The organism is Lentzea sp. HUAS12 (genome assembly GCF_024125735.1).
In the GTDB taxonomy this organism is placed as follows: Bacteria; Actinomycetota; Actinomycetes; order Mycobacteriales; family Pseudonocardiaceae; genus Lentzea; species Lentzea albida.
The window spans coordinates 7852261-7874722 of sequence record NZ_CP099738.1; the positions used below are offsets into that span (position 1 = coordinate 7852261).

27 protein-coding genes are annotated in these 22462 nt (G+C 70.1%); 12 read left to right on the plus strand and 15 right to left on the minus strand.

What is annotated here, in order from left to right; translation table 11 throughout:
* The first annotated feature begins 50 nt into the window (after nt 1-50).
* Nucleotides 51-587 carry an SMI1/KNR4 family protein gene (locus tag ND450_RS36750; protein ID WP_089914842.1) on the plus strand — a complete coding sequence of 179 codons (537 nt, stop codon included), beginning with the start codon at nt 51-53 and terminating at the stop codon, nt 585-587.
* On the opposite strand, the gene ND450_RS36755 is transcribed toward ND450_RS36750, so the two are convergent.
* The 3 genes from ND450_RS36755 to ND450_RS36765 all read right to left on the minus strand — a co-directional run bounded on the left by ND450_RS36755 (nt 584) and on the right by ND450_RS36765 (nt 4036).
* Entirely contained in the window at nt 584-1105 is a 522-nt protein-coding gene (locus ND450_RS36755; protein WP_253322769.1) for a VanZ family protein, read from the minus strand. The genes ND450_RS36750 and ND450_RS36755 overlap by 4 nt on opposite strands.
* A 76-nt stretch (nt 1106-1181) precedes the next feature.
* The gene (locus ND450_RS36760; protein ID WP_253322770.1) at nt 1182-3365 is read right to left on the minus strand and encodes an FtsX-like permease family protein; all 2184 of its coding nucleotides are present in this window, start codon (nt 3363-3365) and stop codon (nt 1182-1184) included.
* On the minus strand, nt 3362-4036 hold the full coding sequence (locus ND450_RS36765; RefSeq protein WP_253322771.1) for an ABC transporter ATP-binding protein: 675 nt from the start codon (nt 4034-4036) through the stop codon (nt 3362-3364). Before ND450_RS36765 ends, ND450_RS36760 begins: the two co-directional genes overlap by 4 nt.
* 109 nt (nt 4037-4145) lie before the next feature.
* Between ND450_RS36765 and ND450_RS36770 the strand changes: the two genes are divergently transcribed.
* Genes ND450_RS36770 through ND450_RS36780 form a run of 3 tightly spaced genes read left to right on the plus strand, consistent with a single transcriptional unit; the run spans nt 4146 to nt 6087 of the window.
* A complete protein-coding gene (locus ND450_RS36770) occupies nt 4146-5276 on the plus strand; it encodes a sensor histidine kinase (RefSeq protein WP_253322772.1) in 1131 nt (376 codons plus the stop codon).
* Nucleotides 5273-5899 (plus strand): response regulator, encoded by a 627-nt coding sequence (locus ND450_RS36775; protein ID WP_089914828.1) that lies wholly within the window; start codon nt 5273-5275, stop codon nt 5897-5899. Before ND450_RS36770 ends, ND450_RS36775 begins: the two co-directional genes overlap by 4 nt.
* Nucleotides 5896-6087, plus strand: coding sequence for a helix-hairpin-helix domain-containing protein (locus tag ND450_RS36780; protein WP_253322773.1), 192 nt, complete (start codon nt 5896-5898; stop codon nt 6085-6087). Before ND450_RS36775 ends, ND450_RS36780 begins: the two co-directional genes overlap by 4 nt.
* Before the next feature lie 3 nt (nt 6088-6090).
* Here ND450_RS36780 and ND450_RS36785 read toward each other — a convergent pair whose 3' ends face one another.
* The 7 genes from ND450_RS36785 to ND450_RS36815 form a co-directional block, all read right to left on the minus strand.
* Nucleotides 6091-6954 carry an aldehyde dehydrogenase gene (locus ND450_RS36785; RefSeq protein ID WP_253322774.1) on the minus strand — a complete coding sequence of 288 codons (864 nt, stop codon included), beginning with the start codon at nt 6952-6954 and terminating at the stop codon, nt 6091-6093.
* Nucleotides 6947-8374 carry an aldehyde dehydrogenase family protein gene (locus ND450_RS36790; protein WP_089914820.1) on the minus strand — a complete coding sequence of 476 codons (1428 nt, stop codon included), beginning with the start codon at nt 8372-8374 and terminating at the stop codon, nt 6947-6949. Before ND450_RS36790 ends, ND450_RS36785 begins: the two co-directional genes overlap by 8 nt.
* 4 nt (nt 8375-8378) lie before the next feature.
* Nucleotides 8379-9335 carry a deoxyribose-phosphate aldolase gene (deoC, locus tag ND450_RS36795; protein WP_253322775.1) on the minus strand — a complete coding sequence of 319 codons (957 nt, stop codon included), beginning with the start codon at nt 9333-9335 and terminating at the stop codon, nt 8379-8381.
* Nucleotides 9336-9470: 135 nt separating this feature from the next.
* Nucleotides 9471-10115, minus strand: a complete 645-nt coding sequence (locus tag ND450_RS36800) for a DUF1707 domain-containing protein (RefSeq protein ID WP_245786079.1) — start codon at nt 10113-10115, stop codon at nt 9471-9473.
* A gap of 19 nt (nt 10116-10134) precedes the next feature.
* Nucleotides 10135-10332: a hypothetical protein gene (locus tag ND450_RS36805; RefSeq protein ID WP_253322776.1), complete on the minus strand. Its 198-nt coding sequence runs from the start codon at nt 10330-10332 to the stop codon at nt 10135-10137.
* 93 nt (nt 10333-10425) lie between these two features.
* Entirely contained in the window at nt 10426-11418 is a 993-nt protein-coding gene (locus ND450_RS36810) for a Gfo/Idh/MocA family protein (protein ID WP_253322777.1), read from the minus strand.
* Between the two features lie 34 nt (nt 11419-11452).
* The gene (locus ND450_RS36815; RefSeq protein WP_253322778.1) at nt 11453-12064 is read right to left on the minus strand and encodes a maleylpyruvate isomerase N-terminal domain-containing protein; all 612 of its coding nucleotides are present in this window, start codon (nt 12062-12064) and stop codon (nt 11453-11455) included.
* A gap of 33 nt (nt 12065-12097) precedes the next feature.
* On the opposite strand from ND450_RS36815, the gene upp reads away from it, so the two are divergent.
* Together upp and ND450_RS36825 are read left to right on the plus strand one after the other, a co-directional pair.
* Nucleotides 12098-12721 carry a uracil phosphoribosyltransferase gene (gene upp / locus ND450_RS36820; protein ID WP_089914806.1) on the plus strand — a complete coding sequence of 208 codons (624 nt, stop codon included), beginning with the start codon at nt 12098-12100 and terminating at the stop codon, nt 12719-12721.
* A gap of 95 nt (nt 12722-12816) precedes the next feature.
* Complete coding sequence (locus ND450_RS36825; RefSeq protein ID WP_253322779.1) at nt 12817-14115, plus strand: glycoside hydrolase family 18 protein; 1299 nt, start codon at nt 12817-12819, stop codon at nt 14113-14115.
* Between the two features lie 104 nt (nt 14116-14219).
* Here ND450_RS36825 and ND450_RS36830 read toward each other — a convergent pair whose 3' ends face one another.
* Nucleotides 14220-14819 carry a TetR/AcrR family transcriptional regulator gene (locus ND450_RS36830; RefSeq protein ID WP_253322780.1) on the minus strand — a complete coding sequence of 200 codons (600 nt, stop codon included), beginning with the start codon at nt 14817-14819 and terminating at the stop codon, nt 14220-14222.
* Nucleotides 14820-14874: 55 nt separating this feature from the next.
* On the opposite strand from ND450_RS36830, the gene ND450_RS36835 reads away from it, so the two are divergent.
* Genes ND450_RS36835 through ND450_RS36850 form a run of 4 tightly spaced genes read left to right on the plus strand, consistent with a single transcriptional unit; the run spans nt 14875 to nt 16873 of the window.
* On the plus strand, nt 14875-15081 hold the full coding sequence (locus tag ND450_RS36835) for a ribbon-helix-helix protein, CopG family (protein WP_089914795.1): 207 nt from the start codon (nt 14875-14877) through the stop codon (nt 15079-15081).
* A 32-nt stretch (nt 15082-15113) separates the two neighbouring features.
* Nucleotides 15114-15500: a type II toxin-antitoxin system death-on-curing family toxin gene (locus ND450_RS36840; RefSeq protein WP_089914793.1), complete on the plus strand. Its 387-nt coding sequence runs from the start codon at nt 15114-15116 to the stop codon at nt 15498-15500.
* Nucleotides 15501-15533: 33 nt separating this feature from the next.
* Nucleotides 15534-15911, plus strand: a complete 378-nt coding sequence (locus ND450_RS36845) for a MerR family transcriptional regulator (RefSeq protein WP_089914792.1) — start codon at nt 15534-15536, stop codon at nt 15909-15911.
* A gap of 47 nt (nt 15912-15958) precedes the next feature.
* Entirely contained in the window at nt 15959-16873 is a 915-nt protein-coding gene (locus tag ND450_RS36850) for an aldo/keto reductase (protein ID WP_089914791.1), read from the plus strand.
* Nucleotides 16874-16943: 70 nt separating this feature from the next.
* Here ND450_RS36850 and ND450_RS36855 read toward each other — a convergent pair whose 3' ends face one another.
* The gene (locus tag ND450_RS36855) at nt 16944-17396 is read right to left on the minus strand and encodes a flavodoxin family protein (protein ID WP_089915693.1); all 453 of its coding nucleotides are present in this window, start codon (nt 17394-17396) and stop codon (nt 16944-16946) included.
* Nucleotides 17397-17415: 19 nt separating this feature from the next.
* Between ND450_RS36855 and ND450_RS36860 the strand changes: the two genes are divergently transcribed.
* Together ND450_RS36860 and ND450_RS36865 are read left to right on the plus strand one after the other, a co-directional pair.
* Nucleotides 17416-18042 carry a class I SAM-dependent methyltransferase gene (locus ND450_RS36860; protein ID WP_253322781.1) on the plus strand — a complete coding sequence of 209 codons (627 nt, stop codon included), beginning with the start codon at nt 17416-17418 and terminating at the stop codon, nt 18040-18042.
* 21 nt (nt 18043-18063) lie between these two features.
* Nucleotides 18064-18399 carry a hypothetical protein gene (locus tag ND450_RS36865; RefSeq protein WP_253322782.1) on the plus strand — a complete coding sequence of 112 codons (336 nt, stop codon included), beginning with the start codon at nt 18064-18066 and terminating at the stop codon, nt 18397-18399.
* Here the strand turns inward: ND450_RS36865 and ND450_RS36870 are convergent.
* From ND450_RS36870 to ND450_RS36880, 3 genes are read right to left on the minus strand one after another with little or no spacing between them, the layout of a single operon-like run.
* On the minus strand, nt 18392-19993 hold the full coding sequence (locus ND450_RS36870) for a phospho-sugar mutase (protein ID WP_253322783.1): 1602 nt from the start codon (nt 19991-19993) through the stop codon (nt 18392-18394). The genes ND450_RS36865 and ND450_RS36870 overlap by 8 nt on opposite strands.
* The gene (locus ND450_RS36875; RefSeq protein WP_253322784.1) at nt 19990-20781 is read right to left on the minus strand and encodes a purine-nucleoside phosphorylase; all 792 of its coding nucleotides are present in this window, start codon (nt 20779-20781) and stop codon (nt 19990-19992) included. The genes ND450_RS36870 and ND450_RS36875 overlap by 4 nt, the downstream gene beginning before the upstream one ends.
* A gap of 9 nt (nt 20782-20790) precedes the next feature.
* Nucleotides 20791-22425: a serine/threonine-protein kinase gene (locus ND450_RS36880; protein WP_253322785.1), complete on the minus strand. Its 1635-nt coding sequence runs from the start codon at nt 22423-22425 to the stop codon at nt 20791-20793.
* Between the last annotated feature and the right edge of the window lie 37 nt (nt 22426-22462).

The window sequence follows — 22462 nt, forward strand, 5'->3', positions numbered from 1 at the left end:
TGCCCCGATGAGCGGTACCTCGCCCGTCGTTCCGCCAAGATCATGGAACGGTGGGTGTGATCGAGCACTGGAACCGGATCCTGGCATGGCTGGCGGAGCACGCTCCGGCCACCCGTGCCGTCTTGCGTCCGAGGTATGACGCGCTGCCGGATCTTCGGGTTCCGATCGATCTCCAGCTGTGGTGGAGCGTCTACGGCGGCACCGAGGAGGGCCTGTACGCCGAGATCCTGCCGCCCTTCTACACGCCGCTCGACGCCGACAGGGCGTTCGTGCTCAGGGACACCCACGCGAGCAAGCCCGTGGACGGCTCCGAGGCGGGTGCGCCGACCTCGGGTTTCCATCCGGGCTGGCTGCCGATCGCGTTCGACGGGACCGGGGACGTGCTGGCGGTCGACCTGCGGCCCGGCGTGCTGCGCGGCTGCGTGGTCGAGTGGGACCAGGAGCGCAACGAGATGGTCAAGCCGGAGTGGACGTCCGTCGTGGAGATGTTCGACCAGGTGGCGACGGCCCTGGAGACGCGCAGCACGGTCGGGCACTGCTTCCCGGAGGTCAACACCGCGGGCGAGTTGGGCTGGCGCACCAGCTAGCTGGCGCTGACCAGTTCGCGCTGCGGCACCGACGTCGCCTTGGCGCGGGCGTAGACCTTCACGAGGGCCAGCGCGCCCAGCCAGCCGAGCGCGGTGCCGGTGGTGTTGGTGATCAGGTCGTCGACGTCGAAGATCCGGTTCGCCCACAGCAGCTGCGAGCCCTCGATCAGCAGCGAGACGCCGTAGCCGATCAGCGCGGCCTGGCCGGCGGTGCGCTTGCCCCAGAACATGAGCATCGCGCCGAGCGGCACGAACAGCAGCACGTTCAGCGTCATCTGGTCGAACGCGATCTGCCCGTCGCGGAAGGTGTCGGCGATCCACTGGAACGGGACCAGCTGCACGGACTGCTGCGGCGCGACGGTCTGCATCGGCAGGAACGTCGCCGAGAACAGCATGCTCGCGTAGACGGTGATCGCCGCGCCGCGGAAGGTCAGCTGGCGGAACAACAGCTGCGGGAGCAGGAAGACGACGGAGAGGAAAACGCCCCATTGGATGCTCGCGAGCTGTGCATTCGTCATGAATCCAAAGTAGAAAAATGGCCCTCCGCGCACATCGCGCTGAGGGCCATTCCGGCCTCGTACTTCCGGCCGAGTGCTACTCCGCCGCGTAATCCCGGGGGCTGATGCCGCGTAGTACCGGCCCGCACGCCAGGGCCGCTACCAGCGCGACCAGCACTCCGACGCCCACGGGAGCGGCCACCCAGGGCGTGAGCGGCAAATCCTCGCCGCCCATCAATCCGCGTGCCAGGGTGAGCAGTCCGAGTCCCACGACAATTCCCGCGATGCATGCCGCAATTGTGACGGCGAACACGGGGAGGACCACTTCCCGGCGCAATGCGTGGGCCAGGACGCGAATCGGGGTGCCGGCCGCGATCAAAGCGCCGAACGTGCGCCTGCGGTCGATCACCGACCCCGCCGCCGCGACCGCCGCGCCGATGCCGCCGAGCACCGCGGCGATGGACAGGCCGATGACCGTGGCCCGCCGCAGGTCCTCCGTCAGCGTGTCGCCGCGCAGGCCGCGCGCCTCGTCCGACAGCGGCGCGCCCGGCAGCGCGCGGATCATCGCGGTGTGCACGGCCTCGCGGTTCTCCGGTGTGGTCGGCACGCCGACCAGCGACACCGCGCCCTGCACGGACGGCAGCAGTTCGGGGTCGATCACCGCCTCGACCCGGCCGGTCGGCGTGAACGGACGGGTCTCGTACTGCGCGGGCAGCTGCGCCCTGATCTCGCCGTCGCGCGAACTGGCGCGGAAGTGGTTCCACGCCAGCTTGGTCGGCGCGTACACGGCCGGGCCGTCCGCGCACTTCAGGTCCATCACCCGCGCCACCTCGGCGCACTTGCCGACGATGACGCTGTAGCCGTAGTGGTCGGGGTCGCCGTTGCCGAGGCCGCCGTCGAGCATCGTCACGATCGGCGCCGACGTCACCAGCCGCAGCGGGGTGACGTCCACCCCGACCTGCTCCGCGACGATCGCGTCGGACCGCCACGTCGTGTCGCGGCCCGGCACCGTGGACTCGAGGCCCGGCAACATGGTCAGCGCCATCGAGCCGGTGAAGACCGCGATCACCACGCCGGCCGAGCCGCGGAACGCCGCCACCGGGTCGCCGGAGAGCCTGCGCCCCGCGAGCAACGTCGACGGCCTGCGCCAGCGGCCCACGAAGAACCGGCCGACCCACGCGGTGACGACGGGACCGGCGAGCACCAGCGCGAGCGCCACGGCGCCGAGACCCGTGAGCACGACGGTGAACCTGTCGCCGCCGCCTCCCTGCTGCGCGTACGTGATGCCGAGGAAGAACACGCCGATCGCGCCCGCGATCATCAGCAACCGCCACGACCGCACCTTGCGCTTCTGTTCCGCCGCAAGGGGTTGCTTGACCACGCGGCGCAGTCCCATGATCGCCGCCGCGACCACGAGCACCGGCGCGAGCACGGCCACCGCGGTCGTGACCGCCGGATCGGGCACGAAGTCGCCGGGGTACCAGGTGCCGCCCTCCCACGGGATCTTCGCCGTCACGTGGCTGAACGGCTGCGCCAGCAGCACCCCCAGCGCACTGCCGACGACGGCGCCGACCGCGGTCTCGATCGCCGTCATCACGACGACCTGGCGCGGGGACGCGCCGGCGAGCCTCAGCGCGGCGAGCCGCCGTTCCCGCTTCGCCGCCGTCAGCCGCGCGGCCGACGCGACCAGCACTAGGCACGGCACCACGAGCACCACGAGCCCGACGCGGGTCAGCAGGTAGAGCAGGCCCTTGTAGTCGTCGGTGTAGGTGGCGTAGGTGTTCGCCAGCCCGGTGGTCTCGTCGCCGTTGGACACCGCGTCGTTGCCGACGATCGCGACCAGTTCACCCTCGTACTTCAACGCCTCCGGCCCGAGTTCGGCGATCACCGTGCCGGGGAACCGGTTGCCGAGGTTCTCCGCGGGCGCCGCGCGCACCAGGTCCGCGAGGGCGGGGGACAGCAGCACCTCACCGGCCTCCGGGAAGCGCGCGATGCCCCTGGCCACCGGCACGTCGCCCGGTTCGTTGCGCGCGACGTCCCACCGCTCGATGACCAGCCCCCGGTAGGAGTCCCTGGTCATCGCGACGGAGATCGTCCCCTTGCCGCCGGCGTTGGTGTGCACGTCGCGCCACGCCGTGCGGTCGGCGCGCGCCTGCAGGCCGTTCGGCGCGGCGAGCAGCCACAGGACCAGCGACACCGCGATCATCACGCCGAGCGCGACCAGCACCGTCGCGACCTGGCTGCGGCGATCCCTGCGCAGCACCGCGAGAGCGATCCTCACGCGGACACCCCCGCCGCGATCTTCCCGTCCTGGATCTCGACGACGCGCAGCGCCCGGTCCGCGATCGCCTTGTCGTGCGTGACGATGACGACGGCGGCGCCGGTCTCCTCGGCGGCCTGCAGCAGCGCGGTCATCATCTCCTGGCCGGTGCGCGTGTCGAGGGCGCCCGTCGGCTCGTCCGCGAAGATCACCCGCGGCCGGTGGGCGAGGGCCCGCGCGATCGCGACCCGTTGCGCCTGACCGCCGGACAGCTCGCTCGGCAGCCGCTTCTCGAGGCCCTGCAGACCGAGACGCGCGAGCCACAGCCGTCCCGCGCCGAGCGACTCCTCCCGCGACCCGCCGGCGAGCAGCATCGGCAGCGCCGCGTTCTCCTCGGCGGTCAGCTCGGCCACGAGCATGCCCGACTGGAAGACGAACCCGAACGCCGTGCGCCGCAGCGCGCTGCGCCCGTTCTCGTTCAGCTCGCCGATCGCACGCCCGTCGAGGAACACGTCGCCGCCGTCGGCGCGCAGGATGCCGGACAGCACGTGCAGCAGCGTCGTCTTGCCGGAGCCGGACGGACCGACGACCGCCAGCACGTCCCCGGCGGAGATGTCGATGTCCACCCCGGCGAGCGCGTGCACGTCGCCGTAGGTCTTGACCAGGCCACGAGCGGCCAGAACCGAATTCATGTTCCTCAAGGTGCCGCGTCGGGGCCGGAGAAACCTCAGCCTTGACGACACACCGGATCAGCCGGATGACCGAGGCCGCGGAGGTGACGTGGTCCTACCGTTGTCTCCCGTGGACAGTCATCGGGGCCAATGGCCGATCGCCGCCGTCCTCGCCTTGCTGATGCTCGGCGAGCTCATCATCATGGGCGACCTCGGGACCGGCGGCGCGCTGGTGTGGCTGCTGACGGTGCCGATCTGCATCGTGGCCGTCACGTCGTTCAAGTCGCGGGCCTTCACCATCCCGGTCGCGGTCGTGGCGATCTTCCTGGTGTCGCTCGTCATGGGCTTCTTCCACGTGTCGGTGCCGACGATCCTGAGCCCGCTGACCATCGCCGAGACCGGCGCGTGCCTGGTCATCACGGCCGTGGTCGTGCGGGAGGAACCCCGCCGCTCCGCCACCTGGTCGGTCGGCGCGCTGGTGGCCGTGAGCTTCTTCGCCGCCATCACCCGCGGCAACTGGCTCTTCGGCAGCAACTACAACGAGATGATCGGCTCGCTCGTCCTGGGCTTCGCCGCCGTCGGAACGGGCCTGTACTTCCGCGCCCGCGACGCCGAGAGCGGCCGCCTGATCGCCGCGGCCGTCACCGACGCGCAGAAGGAGGAGCGCATCGCACTGGCCCGCGAGCTGCACGACGTCGTCGCCCACCACGTGACGGGCATGCTCGTGCAGGCCCAGGCCGCCCTGGAGGTCTCCGAGGACGACCCGCAGGCCGCCCACCGCCTCCTGCCGGGCATGGTCCGTTCGGGCACCGAGGCCCTGGGCGCGATGCGGCGCCTGGTCGGCACCCTGCGCCAGGGCGAGACCGAGGCGGCCACCACCGACCTCGCCGCCGACGTCATCGCGGCCGTCGAACGCACCCGCGAGCTGGGCTTCGAGACCCGCCTGCGCATCGACCTGCCCGACGAGGTGGCCCCCGAGCTCGGCCGCTCGGTCCTGCGCCTGGTCCAGGAGTCGCTCACCAACGTGCACAAACACGCGGTGCGGCCCACCATGATCGACGTGGACATCTCCCGCACGTCCGCCGGGGCGTTGCGCGTGGTCGTGGCCGACGACGGTCAGGTGCACGAGCTGAACCAGGGCGGCTACGGTCTCGTCGGCATGCGTGAGAGGGTCGACCTGCTGGGAGGCCTGTTCTCCGCCGGTCCCCGTGAGACCGGCTGGCAGGTGCTCGCCGAGCTACCCCTGGAAGGGAAGAAGTGATCTCGGTCCTCATCGCCGACGACCAGGAGATGGTCCGCGTCGGCTTCCGGATGATCCTGGAGAAGCAGCCGGACATCACCGTGGTGGCCGACGTGCCCGACGGCGTCTCGGCTGTCACCGCCGCCCGCGAGCACAAGCCCGACGTGGCGCTGCTCGACATCCGCATGCCGGGTCTCGACGGACTCGAGGTCACCAAGAAGCTCTCGCCGACCACGAAGGTCGTCGTGGTGACGACGTTCGACCTGGACGAGTACGTGCACACGGCGCTGGAGAACGGCGCGTCCGGGTTCCTGACCAAGGACGCCGGTCCGGCGCTGCTGGTCGAGGCCGTCCGTGCCGCGGCGGCCGGGAACGCGCTGATCTCGCCGCAGGTCACCGTGCGGATGCTGGAGCACTTCGCGCGGCCGGCCGAACGCCCCGACCTGTCGTTGCTGACTGCGCGGGAGCAGGACGTGGTCCGGGAGGTCGCGCGCGGGCTGTCCAACCAGGAGATCGCGTCGTCGCTGTTCCTGTCGCTGTCGACGGTGAAGACGCACCTGGCGTCGGTGCAGACGAAGCTGAACGTGAAGAACCGCGTCGGGATCGCCTCGTGGGCGTGGCGCGCGGGGCTGGTGAACTCGTGAGCGAGTTCCCGCGCACGATCGGCAAGGTCGCGGCCCGTGAGCTCGCGGCGCACGGCTACACGACGTTCGACTCGCTGACCGCGGTGTCGGCGAAGGAACTGCTGAAGATCCACGGCGTCGGCCCGAAGGCCGTCCGGATCCTGGGGGAGGAACTGGCGGCGCAGGGCAAGGCCTACGCCGCCGACTAGTCCTCAGACACCCATCGGGTGCCAGACCGTCTTCGTCTCCAGGAACGCGCGCAGGCGGGACATGTCCGGCGTGGCCGTGAAGTCCTCGTTCACCTTGGTGCGCAGCACGCGCTTGACGGTGCCTGCCGCTGACCGCTCCAGGTCCGCGCGGATCGACTCCGGCGCACCCGTCAGGTCCAGTGCGTTCACGTCACCGTGCGAGGCGAGCCACGGCGCGATCTCCGCGGTGCGGCCGGTGATGATGTTGACGACGCCACCGGGGACGTCGCTCGTCGCGAGCACCTCGGACAGCGTGATCGCGGGCAGCGGCCGGTCCTGCGAGGTGATGACGACGCAGGTGTTGCCGGACGCGATCACCGGGGCGATCACCGAGATCAGGCCCAGCAGCGACGACTGCTGCGGCGCCAGCACGGCCACGACGCCCGTCGGTTCCGGGGTGGAGAACGAGAAGTACGGGCCCGCCACCGGGTTCGAGGAACCCAGGACGGCCGCGATCTTGTCGGTCCAGCCCGCGTACCAGACCCAGCGGTCGATCGCGGTGTCCACGAGGGACTGCGCCTTCTTGAGCGCCACGCCCTCGGACGTGGCCACCTCGGTGATGAACTGCTCGCGGCGGCCTTCGAGGACCTCCGCCACCCGGTACAGGACCTGGCCGCGGTTGTAGGCCGTGGTGCCCGACCAGCCGCCGAAAGCCTTGCGCGCAGCCGAAACCGCGTCGCGTGCGTCCTTGCGCGAGCCCTGGGCGGCGTTCGCGAGGAACGTGCCCTTCGAGTCCGTCACCGGGTAGCTGCGGCCCGACTCGGAGCGCGGGAACTTGCCGCCGATGTAGAGCTTGTAGGTCTTCGCGACCGTGAGTCGATCAGACATCGAGGTAGGCCTCCAGACCGGTGCGGCCGCCCTCACGGCCGAAGCCCGACTCCTGGTACCCGCCGAACGGCGCGGTCGGGTCGAAGCGGTTGAACGTGTTGGACCACACCACACCGGCGCGCATCCGTTGTGCCATCCAGAGGATGCGCGAGCCCTTCTCGGTCCAGATGCCGGCGGACAGGCCGTACGGCGTGTTGTTCGCCTTGGCCACCGCCTCCTCCGGCGTGCGGAACGTGAGCACGGAGAGCACCGGTCCGAAGATCTCCTCGCGGGCGATGCGCATGGCCTGCGACACCCCGGAGAACACGGTCGGGGCGAAGAAGAAACCCTTGTCCGGCAACGGGCACGACGACGTCCAGCGGGTGGCGCCCTCGGCCTCTCCGGACGCGGTCAGCTCCTGGATCTTGGTGAGCTGCTCGCGCGAGTTGATCGCGCCGACGTCGGTGTTCTTGTCCAGCGGGTCGCCGACGCGCAGCGTGCTGACGCGCGCGTGCAGCTTCTCGATCAGCTCGTCGGCGATCGACTCCTGCACGAGCAGGCGCGAGCCGGCGCAGCAGACGTGGCCCTGGTTGAAGAAGATGCCGTTGACGATGCCCTCGACGGCCTGGTCGAGCGGGGCGTCGTCGAACACGATGTTCGCGGCCTTGCCGCCCAGTTCCAGCGTGAGCTTCTTGTTCGTGCCCGCGAGCTGCCCCTGGATGACCTTGCCGACGTCGGTCGAGCCGGTGAAGGCGACCTTGTTCACGTCCGCGTGCCCGACCAGCGCGGCACCGACGTCCCCGGCGCCGGGGATGATGTTGACGACGCCCGGCGGCAGGTCGCACTGCTGGATGATGTCCGCGAGCACCAGCGCCGTCAGCGGAGTCGTCTCGGCGGGCTTGAGCACGACGGTGTTGCCGCACGCGAGCGCCGGCGCGATCTTCCACGCGGCCATCAGCAGCGGGAAGTTCCACGGGATCACCTGTCCCGCAACACCGAGAGGCTTCGGGTCGGGCCCGTACCCCGCGTAACCGAGCTTGTCCGCCCAGCCCGCGTGGTAGAAGAAGTGCGAGGCCGCCGTCGGGATGTCGGTGTCGCGCGACTCCTTGATCGGCTTGCCGTTGTCGAGCGACTCCAGCACCGCGAGCTCACGGCCGCGCTCCTGGATCTGCCGCGCGATCCGGTAGATGTACTTGGCCCGCTCGGATCCGGGCATCTTCGACCACACGCGGTCGTAGGCCTTGCGCGCGGCCTTGACCGCGGTGTCCACATCGGACTCCGACGCCGTCGAGACCTCCGCGAGCACCTCTTCGGTGGCGGGGTTGATCGTCTTGAGCGGCTCGCCCGTGCCCTCGACGAACTTGCCGTCGACGAACATCTTGTAGGCGGGCTTGAGGTTCGCGATGTCCCGCGACTCGGGCGCGGGGGCGTATTCCCACATGTCTTCAGTCCACCGTCACGTAGTCCGGGCCGCTGTAGTGGCCGTCCAACTGGGTCCGACGCTGCATGAGCAGGTCGTTGAGCAACGTCGACGCGCCGAACCGGAACAGGTGCGGGTCGAGCCACTCCGGACCGGCCACCTCGTGCACGGCCACCAGGTACTTGATCGCGTCCTTGGTCGTGCGGATGCCACCGGCGGGCTTCACCCCGCGCAGCTCACCCGTCTGCTGCTTCCAGTCCCGCACCGCCTGCAGCATCACGTGCGTGACCGGCAGCGTCGCCGCGGGCTGCACCTTGCCGGTCGACGTCTTGATGAAGTCACCGCCGGCCAGCAGCGCGAGCCACGACGCGCGGCGCACGTTGTCGTACGTCACGAGCTCACCGGTCTCGAGGATGACCTTGAGGTGCGCGTTCCCGCACGCCTCCTTGATCTTCACGATCTCCTCGAACACCTGCCCGTACCGGCCGCTCAGGAACGCACCCCGGTCGATCACCATGTCGACCTCGGACGCGCCCTGCTCGACGGCGAACCGCGTGTCGGCGAGCTTGATGTCCATCGTGCTGCGCCCGCTCGGGAACGCCGTCGCGACGCTGGCGACGTTGATGCCCGTGCCCACCAGGTCGTCGGCCGCCGTCTTCACCATGTCCGGGTAGACGCAGACCGCCGCGACCTGCGGCACGTCGGGCCGTTCGGGGTCCGGGCGCTTCGCCTTGGCGGCGAGGGAGCGCACCTTGCCGTGCGTGTCCGCGCCTTCGAGCGTGGTGAGGTCCACCATGCTGATCGCCAGGTCGATGGCGTGCAGCTTGGAGGCCTTCTTGATGCTCCGCGTGCCGAGGCCCGCGGCTCGTTGCTCGACGCCGACCTGGTCGACGCCGGGGAGCCCGTGCAGGAAACGCCGCAGCGACGATTCGTCGCGCACGGCGTCAGCCAGGGCCGACGGCAGTGTCGTTGGAGCAGCCATGCCAGGGAGTCTAGGCGGAATGGGACGCCCGTCCTAAGTGACGATGTTCGCGCTGCTCAGGGGCGCTTAGTGGGCGTTCACAGCAGCTCGCGGAACCGCTGGGCGCACCCGCCGGAACCGTTCACCGGCCGAGCATCACTCGAGCAGTTCGCGCAGCACGTTCTTCTTGGGCTTCTTCGGCCCCTTCACCTCGACGCCGCCCATGATCGCGAGGCCCGTGACCCGCACCGTCGGCGCGCCGGGGATGTGGCGCCGCACCGGCACCTTCTCCTCGAACGCCCCCATGAACCCGAACCCGTCCACCTTGACGTTGATGTCGTCGGGCACCCGGATCTCCACGCCGCCCCAGAACGCGAAGCAGCTGATGGTCACCTCGGCCTCGGCGAAGTTCGCGTGGGTCAGGTCGATCTCGATGCCGCCCATGATCGCGACGGCGTTGTGCATGCGCGGCACGACCCAGCCGCCCTTGCGGTTCACGCCGGACCAGAAGGCCACCGACACCGCGCTGCCGGGTTCGCCGCCGATGCGGTCGCTCACCGCCGGCTGGTACTGCGGCACGGCGGGGGTCTGCGGCAGGCCGCTCAGCACCAGGTCCGCGGTGATGGGGACGAGTTCGCCGTAGGTCTTCGCGGCGTAGACGGCCACGAGTCGCTCGTCCAGCTCGTGGATGTCGAGGCGGCCTTCGGCGGTCGCCTGGTGCAGCACCTGCGCGATCCGTTCCCTGTCGGCGTCGGAGGCGCGCATATGGCTCTGGTCGGCGGGTACCAGCTCGTCGCTCACCCGAACGAGTCTAGAACGCTCACTTGCGGTTCGGTGCGTACTTGACGGTGATCGCGAAGGCGATCACCAGGAGCGCGGCCAGTGCCGCCGCGAGGGCCGGGCTGTAGGTCCACGTCAGCGGCAGCACGCCGATCGCCACCGCGAGTGAGGCCGAGACACCCAGGATGACCAGCGGGGACTCGCACATCTGCTGGACGGGCTTCTGCTCGATCGTCACCGTTCGCACCTCCGCGTCTCAAATGGGTCATGAGACTTCTCGGAGTCGCTTTGTCGATTCTTTACTCCCGGAACGGGTTGTCCGGCCCCCTGATCAGGTGGTGGGCTGCCGCAGCGGCAGCCCGGCCGCGCGGTAGATCGCGTCGATCACCGTCATGTTCCGCACCGCGTCGTCCGCGGTCGTCGGGAACGGCTTGCCGTGCAGCACGGCGTCGGTGAACGCGTCGAGCTGGTAGGCGTAGGTCGGGCGCTTGCCGAACGTCTCGGACGACTTCTTGTCCTTGAGCCGCAACGACAAGCGGTGCACGGCGTGCGGGCCGAGCGGGTTGAAGACCTTCAGGGTGCCGTTCTCGCCGACGGCCTTCATCGACAGCTTGAACACCGTCGACGACCACAGCGACGTGTGCACGGAACCCGTGTGGCCGGAGGGGAAGCGCAGCGAGGCGCGCATCGCGCGGTCGATGGAAGGCCCGCGCAGCAACGCCTTCGCGGACCGCACCTCGGGTTCCTCGCCGCCCAGCAGTCGTGCCATGTGCACGGCGTAGCAGCCGGCGTCCATCATCGCTCCGCCCGCGAGCGAGTAGTCGTAGCGGATGTTGGAGAACACCGGCAGCGGGAACGCGACGGTGGCCTCGACGTGCCGCAACGGCCCGAGGACGCCGGACTCGACGATCTCCGCCACTCGCTGGGCCAGCGGGTGGTAGCGGTAGTGGAACGCCTCCATCACCACGAGACCGGACGCGTTGGCCGCCTCGGCGACCTGCGCGGCCTCCGAGGCGTTCGCGGTGAACGGCTTCTCGCACAGCACGTGCTTGCCCGCTTCGAGCGCGGCCAGCGTCCACTTGCCGTGCAGGCCGTTCGGCAGCGGGTTGTAGACGGCGTCGACCGACGGGTCGGCCAGGAGGTCCTCGTACGAACTGTGCACGCGCGCGATGCCGTGCTTGTCGGCGAAGGCCCGGGCCTTGTCCGCCGAGCGCGCGGCGACCGCCACGACCTCGGCGACCGTCGAGGAACGGGCGGGCCGGATGACGGCCATCGGCGCGATCATGGCCGCGCCGAGCACTCCGATGCGCACGTGGTCTGTCACGCGGCCGACCCTACACCTCTTCAGTTAACGCCGTTTACACCATCAGGTCGGTCTCGCGCGCCGGGAAGAACGGGATCTTGTCGATCGGTGCCGGGTCCGACCAGTTCCACGACTCCATCTGCCGGCGGGAGCGCCGGCCGAAGAACGCGCGCCACAGCTCGTAGCCGTCGACGTCCAGCGTGATCGGGCCGTCGCCGAGCTCGCCGAGCTCCGTCTTCACCGTCACGTCGGTCAACCGGCGCGGCGTCATCCACACCAGGGTCGGCTGCCACACGGTGTCCGGAAGGCGGTCGCGGCCCAGTGCCGCGCGCAGGTCCGCCTCGTGCGTGATCGCGTCCAGCGCCAGCTGGTACGGGATGCGCGGCATCTCGCCGATGCGTTCGCCGAAGTCGTTCCACTGCTCCAGCAGATCTTGCACGGGGACGCCCTCGCGCTCGGCGACGTGCCGCGCCGTCCACTCGTCCGACGGCGCCCCCTCCATGCGGCCGCTGACCAGATCGGACGCCTCGCCCGAGAGGTGCGCGACGACCTGGTGCACGGTCCACTCAGGACAGGCGGGGACGGTCCGCGCGAGCTCCTCGGCGCTCAGGCCCATGGTCAGGCCGACGACGCGCTGCCGCGCCTCGCGGTAGATCTCTTCGAACACCCCTGGCTCCTCGCTGCGGTTACGGTGTCGGGCATGGACGTCCTGGTCGTCGATCATCCACTCGCCAAGGCGAGACTCACAACGATGCGTGACGCGCGCACGGACAATGCCGCATTCCGCGCCGCGCTGCAGGAACTGACCGTGATGCTGGTCTACGAAGCGATGCGCGAGGCACCGCTGAAGGAAGACCGCACGCACACCCCGGTTGCTCGTACTACCGGCTACAAGCTGGCAAACCCGCCGCTGCTGGTGCCGGTGCTCCGCGCCGGCCTGGGCATGGCGGACCAGGCGCACAAGCTGATCCCGGACGCCCAGATGGGCTTCGTCGGGCTGGCGCGCGACGAGGAGACGCTGCAGCCGACGCCGTACATGGAGTCGCTGCCGGAGGACCTCGCCGGGCGCCCCGTGTTCGTGCTCGACCCGATGCTCGCGACCGGCGGCTCGATGGCGTACACGATCCGCCTGCTGACCCAGCGCGGCGCGACCGACGTGACAGCCGTGTGCGTGCTCGCGGCGCCGGAGGGGATCAACGCGCTGGAGGACTCGAAGCTCCCGTGCCGTCTCGTCACGGCGTCGGTGGACGAGAGGCTCAACGACTCCGGCTTCATCGTGCCCGGACTGGGCGACGCCGGTGACCGTCTGTACGGGGCGGTTTAGGACATACCTCCGATCGGACGTAGCAGTGGTCTAGACCTCAGGCCTATCGTGCTCTGGACCACACCGCCGCTGCCGCGATCCGATTGAGGAGTCACATGTCCAGACGGAGATGGGGTGTCGCCGCACTCGCGGTCGGCGCCCTGTCAGCGTCGCTGGCCTCCGCGCCCGCGAACGCCGATGTCGAGACCAATGGGCACCACGGCTATTCGAAGACCCGCACCGTCGGGTACTTCATCCAGTGGGGCGTGTACGACCGGAACTTCCGCGTCAAGAACCTCGTGGACAGCGGGGCCGCCGCGCGGCTCACGCACCTGAACTACGCCTTCGGCTTCCTCGACGAGGCGGGCAAGTGCGTGAGCGCCGACCCGTGGGCCGACTGGCAGATGCCCCACACCGCGGAGCAGTCGGTGAGCGGCAAGGCCGACGAGGCGGGCCAGGTGCTGCTGGGCAACCTGAACCAGCTCAAGCAGCTCAAGGCGAAGTACCCCAAGCTGAGGATCAACATCTCGCTGGGTGGCTGGACGGGCTCGCGCTACTTCTCCAACGCCGCGCTGACCGCCGAGTCGCGTGCCGCGCACGTCAAGTCCTGCACCGACATGTGGATCAAGGGTGACCTGCCCGGTCTGCCCGCGGGTGCGGCGAAGGGCGTGTTCGACGGCATCGACCTCGACTGGGAGTGGCCGTCGAGCCCGGGCAACCCGACTCCTCCGAACGTGATCCGTCCCGAGGACAAGCAGAACTTCACCCTGCTGCTCGCCGAGTACCGCAAGCAGATGGGCTGGAACCGCGACCTGACGGCGTTCCTGCCGGCCGACCCGGCCCAGATCGACCGGGGCTTCGAGGTCAGGAAGGTGTTCTCCTACCTCACCTTCGGCACGTTGCAGGGTTACGACTACCACGGCGCGTGGGACCCGGAGGCGAACCAGCAGTCCGCGCTGCGGGTGCCGAAGGGCGACCCGGCGCAGTTCGAGTTCAGCTCCGAGGTGACGGTCGACGCGTGGCTGTCGCGTGGTGCCCCGCGCTCGAAGGCCGTGCTCGGCGTGCCGTTCTACGGCCGTGGCTGGGACGGCGTGGCCCCCGGCAAGCGCAACGGCCTGTTCGGCACCGGTGTGCCGGCGCCCGCCAAGTACGAGGCCGGTTACGAGGACTTCCACCGCATCAAGGCGAAGCTCTCCGAACCGGGCAACTCCTACAAGGTCTACCGCGACGAGCGCGCGGGCTTCGCGTGGATCTACGACGGCAAGACGTGGTGGACCTACGACGACGCGACGGAGATGAAGCGCAAGGCGCGCTACATCAACTCGCGCAGGCTCGGTGGCGCGATGATCTGGTCGCTCGACGGCGACACGCCGCAGGGCGAGCTGATCAAGGCGCTCGACGGTGCGCTGAAGTAGTGCCGCACCACCAAGACGGACTGTCCTAACCGGACAGTTCAGCGGGTCCGGGGAGGTTTCGCGGCGGCCGCCTCCCCGGATTCCGTGGTGTCACAGCGTTGGTGTCACAGCGTTTTCCCGGTCTCCGCCCGCCAGCCCCTGCCGTGCGCGCGCAACGCGAGCTCGTAGGTGGCGGCCGCGTCGATGCCGGGCGGCAGGTTCCCGTTGAGCTCCAGGCTCACCAGGCCGTGCGCGATGCCCCACATCGACATCGCGATCTGCTCCGGGTCCTCCGCGAGGTACACGCCCTGCTCGACCGCGCGCCGCACGGCGTTGATCACCGGTGCGAACGTCCTGCCCGCCGCGCGGCTCATCTCCTTCGTCGGCTCGACGACCTTCGAGTAGAGCACCGAGTAGAACTGCGGGTCCTCCAGCGCGCTGCGCCGGTACGCGAGCCCGATCTGCAGCAGATCCTCCGCGGGGTCGTCGGTGACGGGCACCGCGGCGAGGCTGGTGCCGAACTGCGTGAACGCCTCGTCGTAGAGCGCTTCGAGCAGCGCGGGTTTTCCGCCGAAGAGGGAATAGACCGCCGTGGTCGAGGTGTTGACGTCGGTGGCGATCTTGCGCAGGCTCACCGCGGCGGGGCCCTCGGTGCTGAGCAGTTCGCCCGCCCGCTCGAGCAGACGCCGCCGCAGCGCGTCGTCGTGGGTCTTGGGCCTGGGCATCGGGCAATCCTATCGGCCTCTGGCCTCAGTGGTATCACGTTGATACCGTCTCTCCATGGCGATGACCTTGCGGTTGACCGAGGAGGAGAACCTGCGGCTCGCTGAACTGGCGCAGTCCGAGGGGCGCTCCAAACAGGAGGTCGTGCGGCTGGCGATCGCGGATCGCTACCGGCGCATGCAGCAGGAGGAGAAGCTCGGCGAGGTGCTCGGGCGAGTCCTGCCCAAGTACCGAGGTCTTTTGGATAGGCTCGGTTCTTCCTGAATCTGTCAGACCTCTGTGATCAACTGGGTGCCGTGATCTCCTACCTCGACGCCGGGGACCTGTTAGTGCTGGCCACGGCCGTGACCGGCGGCGATCTCCTCGTCAGGGACATCGGCCTGCTGGACACGGCGGCCTACCGCCCCCGCGCCACCGTGCTCGGCGTGGAGGCGTACGACACGCTGTGGCTGAAGTCCTCCGCCCTGCTCGACTCGATCGTCCGAACCCGCCCTCTGGTCGAGGGCAACTGGCGGCTGGCCTGGGTCGCCGCCGTCACCATGTGCGACATCAACGGCTACTGGATCGACGCCGACGAGGACGACGCGCTCGACCTCGTGCGCGCCCTGGGCCGCGACAAGATCGACGTCCCGGAGATGGCGGGCCACCTCGAGGCGTGGGGCATCTCGAAGGATTCCGCTTGACCTAGAGCGCACTCCAGGTCTTAGCGTCGAGTCGTGAGTTACTCGATAGCCCAAGCCGCGCAGCGCAGTGGGTTGTCCATCGACACCTTGCGCTACTACGAACGAATCGGGCTCGTCGACCCGCCCGCACGGGACTCGGGCGGGCGTCGCAGCTACTCGGAGGAGGACCTCGGCTGGCTGGCCTTCGTGACGCGCCTGCGCACGACCGGCATGCCGATCCGCATGATGCGCGAGTTCGCGCAGCTCAGGCACCGCGGCGACCTGACGGCAGGCCGCCGCAAGCAGATCCTCGTCGAACACCGCAACGACGTCCGCGCCCGCATCGCGGAGCTGCAGACGTCCCTCGAGGTGCTCGACTACAAGATCGACCACTACGCGGTGGTCGAGCGGGACTTGGAGGCGACGGCGTGAGCCGTTCACTGGGATCGTTGGAGGTCGGGCCGCAGGGGCTCGGCTGCATGGGGATGTCGGAGTTCTACGGCGCCGGCGACGAGCAGGAGTCGATCGCGGTGATCCACCGCGCCCTGGACCTCGGCGTCACGCTGATCGACACGGCGGACATGTACGGCCCGCACGTGAACGAGGAGCTGGTGGGCCGCGCGCTCGCCGGCCGCTCTGACTACGTGCTGGCCACGAAGTTCGGCATCGACCGCTCGCCGGACGGCGGCCGCGCGATCCGCGGCGACCGCGCCTACGTGCGCTCGGCGGTCGAGGGGTCGCTCAAGCGCCTCGGCGTGGACACGATCGACCTGTACTACCTGCACCGCGTGCCGGCCGACACCCCGATCGAGGAGACCGTCGGCGCGATGTCCGAGCTGGTCACCGAGGGCAAGGTGCGCCACCTCGGCCTGTCCGAGGCCGGCGCCGACACGCTGCGCCGCGCCCACGCCGTGCACCCGATCACCGCGCTGCAGAGCGAGTGGTCGCTGTGGTCGCGTGACATCGAGGCCGAGATCGTCCCGACCGCCCGCGAGCTGGGCATCGGCGTCGTGCCGTACTCGCCGCTCGGCCGAGGCGTCCTGACCGGCCGTTTCGCGTCGTCCGCCGACTTCAGCGAGAACGACTTCCGCACCACGAACCCGCGGTTCTCCGGTGCGAACCTCGACGCGAACCTCCGCATGGTCGCCGAGCTGAAGGCGCTGGCGGCGGACCGGGGCGTGACGGCGGGCCAGCTCGCCCTCGCCTGGGTGCAGCACCGCGGTCAGGACGTAGTGCCGATCCCCGGCACCAAGCGCATCAAGTACCTGGAGGAGAACGTCGCGGCGGCGTCGCTGGAGCTCTCGGCCGACGACCTGGCCGCGATCGAGGCGGCCGTGCCGGCCTCCGCCGTGGCGGGCGACAGGTACCCCGACATGAGCTCGATCGGCCGCTAGAACACACGTTCGAACGCATCCCCAGGGTTGTCCACAGGGTGGGGACAACAGGCTGTGGACAACCCCGGGTTCATGTGGACAACTGGGCCGCCACGGAAGCGCCGAGCTCCCAGCACGCCTGGAGGTCGGCCTTCGTCGGCTCGCCCGTGACCACGACGTGCTGCGCGGCCTTCTCCCAAGCCAACCCGGTCGTGGCGGTCTCCACGCTGCGCACCGCGCCAGTCGTGTCGTTGTTGCCGTGCACGTAAAGCCCGAACGGTCTGCCCCGCGTGGAGTCGAGACACGGGTAGTAGACGGTGTCGAAGAAGTGCTTCAGCGCGCCGCTCATGTAGCCGAGGTTCGCGGGGGTGCCCAGCAGGTAGCCGTCGGCCTCCAGGGTGTCCACAGCGGTTGTGGACAACGCGGCCTTCCGCACCACCTCGACGCCCTCGATCTCCGGGGTGGTGGCACCGGCGAGCACGGCCTCGAACATCGCCTGGAGGGCGGGCGACGGGGTGTGGTGGACGATCAACAGCCTGGGCACGTCGAGCAACATAACGCCCGTGACCCGCGCCTCCTACGACATCGTCGCCGCCGACTACGCCCGCCTCCTCCCCGACGCGCACGACGGCCGCCCCCTCGACGCCGCGATCATGCGCGCGTTCGCCGAACTCACGACCGGACCGGTCGCGGACATCGGCTGCGGCACCGGCCGCATCACCCGGCACCTGCACGAACTGGGCCTCGACGCCTCCGGCATCGACCTCTCCGACGGCATGCTCGACCAGGCGCGGAGGCTCCACCCGCACCTCACGTTCACCCAGGGCGACATGACCAGACTCGACCTCGAAGCGAACACCCTCGGCGGCGCGGTCGTCTGGTACTCCACGGTCCACATGCCGGCGGCCGACGTCCCGTGGCACGAGTTCCACCGGGTCCTCAGGCCCGGCGGCCACCTGTTGCACGCGTTCAAACTGGGTAACCAGCAGAAGCCGCTCACCTACGCGTACGGCCACGACGTGGACCTCACGGTCCATTGGCACGACATGGAGGAGACGGCGGCCAACGCGACCAAAGCCGGGTTCAACGAAGTGGCCCGGTTGCAACGTCAGAAGGGTGTGGACGAAGGCGGGCCGCAGGCGTTCTTGGTGCTGAGCAAACGGAACCCTGATGCCGGAAGCGCGTCCTAAGGGGTGTACACAGGAGGGACCATGAAGACCACCGCCCTAATGCACACCAGTCCTCGTCAGCGTCGCATCACCTGGGGTTTCGGCCTTGCCGTCGGCATCGGGATGATCGGGTTCGGGCCTCTCTTCGCGTCCTTGTGGCCGGGGTTCGACCACAGCCCGTGGGACGTCAACACGATGATGCTCGGACTCGGTGTGGGGCTCTGCACGATCGCGTACATCTTCGGTCGGATCGCCGTCGCGGCGGTCACCGAGGGGCGCCGCAACGCGGTGTCCCCGCCGACCAGAAGGGCCTACTTCGTGGCCGGCGGGGGTTTTGTCGTCGCCGCGTTGTGTCTCGCGATCGCGCTCGCTAGCTGACGAGCGCCGTCACCCGTTCCCGCAGTTCAGCCAGCCGGGCCCCACCTGACGCACGGGCGGACTCCAGTCCGTCCGTGACCGGCTCGACGACCTCCAGGTACGCCTTGAGCTTCGGCTCGGTGCCGGACGGCCGCACGATCACGCGCACGCCGTCGGCCGTCCAGCGCAGCACGTCCGCGCCGGGCAGGAGGTCCTCCGAGGAGAACTCCGCCGGAGGGTTCGCGCGCAGCCGGGACATCGTCGCGCCGATCAGGCTCAAGTCGGTGTAGCGCAACGAGATCTGGTCGGTCAGGTGCAGTCCGTGGTCCGCCGCGAGCTGGTCCAGCGCGTCCAGCAGCGTGCGGCCCGAGGCCTTCAGACCGGCCGCCAGGTCCGCGGCGACGACCGCGGCCGAGATGCCGTCCTTGTCGGCGACGTGCTCCGGGTCGACGCAGTTGCCGAGCGCCTCCTCGTAGGCGAACACCAGGCCCTCGCCCGCGCGTGCCAGCCACTTGAAGCCCGTCAGCGTCTCCGCGTACCGGGCGCCGTGCGCGGCCGCGATCGACTTCAGCAGCGACGACGACACGATCGTCGTCGCCACCAACGGGTCCGTGGACTCCGTGGTCGACAGCACGAGCGAACCGAGCAGCACGCCCGTCTCGTCCCCACGCAGCATCCGCCACGACGAGCCGTCCTTCACCCCGAGAGCGCACCTGTCCGCGTCCGGGTCCAGCGCGATGGCCAGGTCCGCGTCCACCGACGCCGCGAGGGAGAGCAGCTCGTCGGACGCGCCGGGCTCCTCCGGGTTCGGGAACACCACGGTCGGGAAGTCCGGGTCCGGCACCGCCTGCGACCGCACCACGTGCACGTCGGTGAAACCCGCGCGCCGCAACGCTTCCACGGCGAACGCGCCACCCACGCCGTGCATCGGCGTCAGCGCGATCTTGAGCGATCGCGAGTTGCCGCGCGGCAGTGAGGCGACCTGATCCAGGTACGCGTCGACCTCGGCGTCGGAAACCGTGGTGTACGTGGAGTTCCTGGGCACGGACACCGCCGCCGGAACCGCCTCGATCGCCTTCTCGATCTCGCCGTCCGACGGCGGCACGATCTGCGAACCGCCGCTCAGGTAGAGCTTGTAGCCGTTGTCCGCGGGCGGGTTGTGCGACGCGGTGATCTGAATCCCCGCCACCGCACCGTGTGCGCGCACCAGGTACGCCAGCACCGGCGTCGGCAACGGCCCCGGCAGCACCCGGACGTCGAAGCCCGCGGCCGCCATCACCTCGGCGGCGGCCGTCGCGAACTCCTCCGAGCCGTGCCGCGCGTCGCGCCCGACGAACACCACGCCCGTTCCGGGGAGCCACGACGCCAGCCCGGCGGTCGCGCGGATCACCGTCGCGACGTTCATGCCGTTCGTGCCCGCCCGCACCGGCCCGCGCAGCCCGGCGGTGCCGAACGTCAACGGCCCGGCCATGCGGTCTTGGAGGTCCTCCAACGCTGCCGCGTCGCCACCCATGGCCCGTGCCAACACGCCCTGCAGCTCGGTTCGAGTCACGTCCGACGGGTCGTCAGCGATCCACCGGAACGTCGCGTCACGCAGTGCCGGCGTCAGGCTCATGCGCGGTCCACCAGCTCGCGCAGCAGCGTGCCCATGCGCTCGGCGGCGGCAGCACCGGCCTCGAGCACCTCCTGGTGGTTCAGCGGCTCGCCGGTGATGCCCGCCGCGAGGTTCGTGACCAGCGACAACCCGAACACCTCGACGCCCTCGGCGCGGGCGGCGATCGCCTCGTGCACGGTCGACATGCCGACCAGGTCGGCGCCCATCGTGCGCAGCATCCGGATCTCGGCGGGCGTCTCGAAGTGCGGGCCGGGCAGCCCCGCGTACACGCCCTCCTCCAGCGAGGAGTCGATCTCCTGCGCGAGCTTGCGCAGGCGCGGCGAGTACAGGTCCGTGAGGTCGACGAACCGCGCGCCGACCAGCGGCGACAGCGAGGTCAGGTTCAGGTGGTCGGAGATCAGCACCGGCTGCCCGACGGACATGCCCTGGCGCAGGCCGCCGGCGGCGTTGGTCAGCACGACCGTCTTCACGCCCGCGGCCGCGACGGCACGCACGCCGTGCACGACCTTCTGCACGCCCTTGCCCTCGTAGCCGTGGGTGCGGCCCAGGACGACGAGGACCTTCTTGCCACCGACCTCGACGGAACGGATGGTGCCGCCGTGGCCGAGCGCGGTCGGCGCCTCGAAGCCCGTCAGCTCGCCCACCGGGATCTCGGTGACCGGTTCTCCGATCACGTCGGCGGCGGGTCGCCAGCCGGAGCCGAGCACGATGGCGATGTCGTGCTTGTCGTTGCCGGTGCGGCTCTGGATCTCTTCCGCGGCCTTGCCGGCCAGCTCTTCTGGAGTCACCGCCAGATGTTAAACCGGGGCGAACGTCGAGGCGATCGCGTCGAAGAGTCGTACGCGCGCCTCGTCCTCCTGCTCCGTGGGGACGACCACCTCGACCACCCACAGGTCGTTGCCGAGCGGCAGCACGCGCGAGAAGTGCGACCTCCGCAGCGCGTTGGGCTCGTCGCCCTCGACCGTCTTGTAGAAGAACTGGATGCTGTCCTCGTACCGGTCGCCGGGCAGGCTGTCCGTCTGCACCTTCTCGCCGCCGAAGAACCTGCCCGGCCAGCGCCCCTGCACGCCGAGCACGTACGCCTTGACGTCGCGCTTCGGGTAGTACTCGGGGAACCGCTGCACGGTCACCTCGTACGCGCCGCTGCCGGACACGAAGTGCACCACCGCCGAGGGTGGAAAACGCAGGTCGCCGGCCCTCTGCTCGGTGTAGGAGGCCCAGCTCTGCTCGACGTTCAGCGTGAACTTGCCGCCCTGGTCGCCGTTCGCCGTGACGGCCGCGGCGGTGCGCGGCTGCAGCGTCGCCGAGGTCGGCAGGGTGGGCAGCGTGGGCGACGACTGCTCGGCGGGCGGCAGCAGTGACGCGCCCGCGACCAGCCTGGTCAGCGCGAACCCGCCACCGGAACCCGCCAGGAACAACGCGACGGCCGCGACCACGACGAGCGCCGAGACGAGCCTGCTCCGCCGCGGCGGGGGCGTCGGCCTCGTGACGAGGAACGGCAACGGGCCGGGGTCGTCGGCCAGCGGCGCGTCCGGCTGGATCTTCGGCTTCGGCCGCACGACGACCGGCGGCGCCACGGACTCGCGGACCTCGAACGCGTCCGTGCCCGGCTCCGGCAGCAGCGGGTAGACCTGCTTGCGCACGTCGACCAGCTCCAGCCGTTCGGCCGGCTCCTTGCGCATCAACCCGCTGATCACCGGCGCGAGCCGCCCCGCGCCCGCCGGCACCGGCACGTCGCCGTGGATCACCGCGTTGATCGTCTGCATGACGTTCTTGCCGACGTACGGGGGCTCGCCTGCCATCGCGGCCCACAGCGTCGCGCCGAGCGACCACCGGTCCGCCGCCTCCGACACGTCACCGCCCTGCGCCACCTCGGGCGCGATGTACGCGGGCGTGCCGAGCGTGATGCCGCGCGCGGTCATGGTGGCCTCGGCGACGTTGCGCGCGATGCCGAAGTCGGTGAGCTTGACCCGCCCGTCGTCGGCGATGAGCACGTTGCCGGGCTTCACGTCGCGGTGCGTGATGCCCGCCCGGTGCGCCGACCCCAGCGCGGCCGCCACCGCGTCCAGCACCGCCGCGCCCTGCTTCTCGGTGAGGCAGCCCTGCTCCTGCAGCACCTCGCCGAGGCTGCGCGACGGCACCAGCTCCATCACCACGTACGGGTCGCCGTCCTGCTGGACGACGTCGTAGAGCGTGACGAGGTTCGGGTGGGACAGCGCGGCGATCGACCGGGCCTCGCGCATGGTCCGCTCGCGCAGCTGGGCGGCCTCGGCGTCGGGCATGCCGGGCGTGTGCAGGATGCCCTTCACCGCTACCTGCCGGCCCAGCACCTCGTCGTGGGCGGCCCACACGGTGCCCATCGAGCCCTGGCCGAGCACGTGCAACAGCCGGTATCGATCCGCGATCAGGCGCTGGGGGTCAACCTCGTCCACAGGGCGATTCTTCCTGACTTACCGAATGGTGAGTGAA

Coding starts and splice junctions, on each gene's coding strand:
- ND450_RS36830 (WP_253322780.1), bottom strand. CDS start 14,819: ATGCCCAGGCCCAAGACCCACGACGACGCGCTGCGGCGGCGTCTGCTC.
- ND450_RS36825 (WP_253322779.1), top strand. CDS start 12,817: ATGTCCAGACGGAGATGGGGTGTCGCCGCACTCGCGGTCGGCGCCCTG.
- ND450_RS36870 (WP_253322783.1), bottom strand. CDS start 19,993: ATGAGCCTGACGCCGGCACTGCGTGACGCGACGTTCCGGTGGATCGCT.
- ND450_RS36790 (WP_089914820.1), bottom strand. CDS start 8,374: ATGTGGGAATACGCCCCCGCGCCCGAGTCGCGGGACATCGCGAACCTC.
- upp (WP_089914806.1), top strand. CDS start 12,098: ATGGACGTCCTGGTCGTCGATCATCCACTCGCCAAGGCGAGACTCACA.
- deoC (WP_253322775.1), bottom strand. CDS start 9,335: ATGGCTGCTCCAACGACACTGCCGTCGGCCCTGGCTGACGCCGTGCGC.
- ND450_RS36850 (WP_089914791.1), top strand. CDS start 15,959: ATGGGGATGTCGGAGTTCTACGGCGCCGGCGACGAGCAGGAGTCGATC.
- ND450_RS36785 (WP_253322774.1), bottom strand. CDS start 6,954: ATGTCTGATCGACTCACGGTCGCGAAGACCTACAAGCTCTACATCGGC.
- ND450_RS36865 (WP_253322782.1), top strand. CDS start 18,064: ATGAAGACCACCGCCCTAATGCACACCAGTCCTCGTCAGCGTCGCATC.
- ND450_RS36835 (WP_089914795.1), top strand. CDS start 14,875: ATGGCGATGACCTTGCGGTTGACCGAGGAGGAGAACCTGCGGCTCGCT.
- ND450_RS36755 (WP_253322769.1), bottom strand. CDS start 1,105: ATGACGAATGCACAGCTCGCGAGCATCCAATGGGGCGTTTTCCTCTCC.
- ND450_RS36765 (WP_253322771.1), bottom strand. CDS start 4,036: ATGAATTCGGTTCTGGCCGCTCGTGGCCTGGTCAAGACCTACGGCGAC.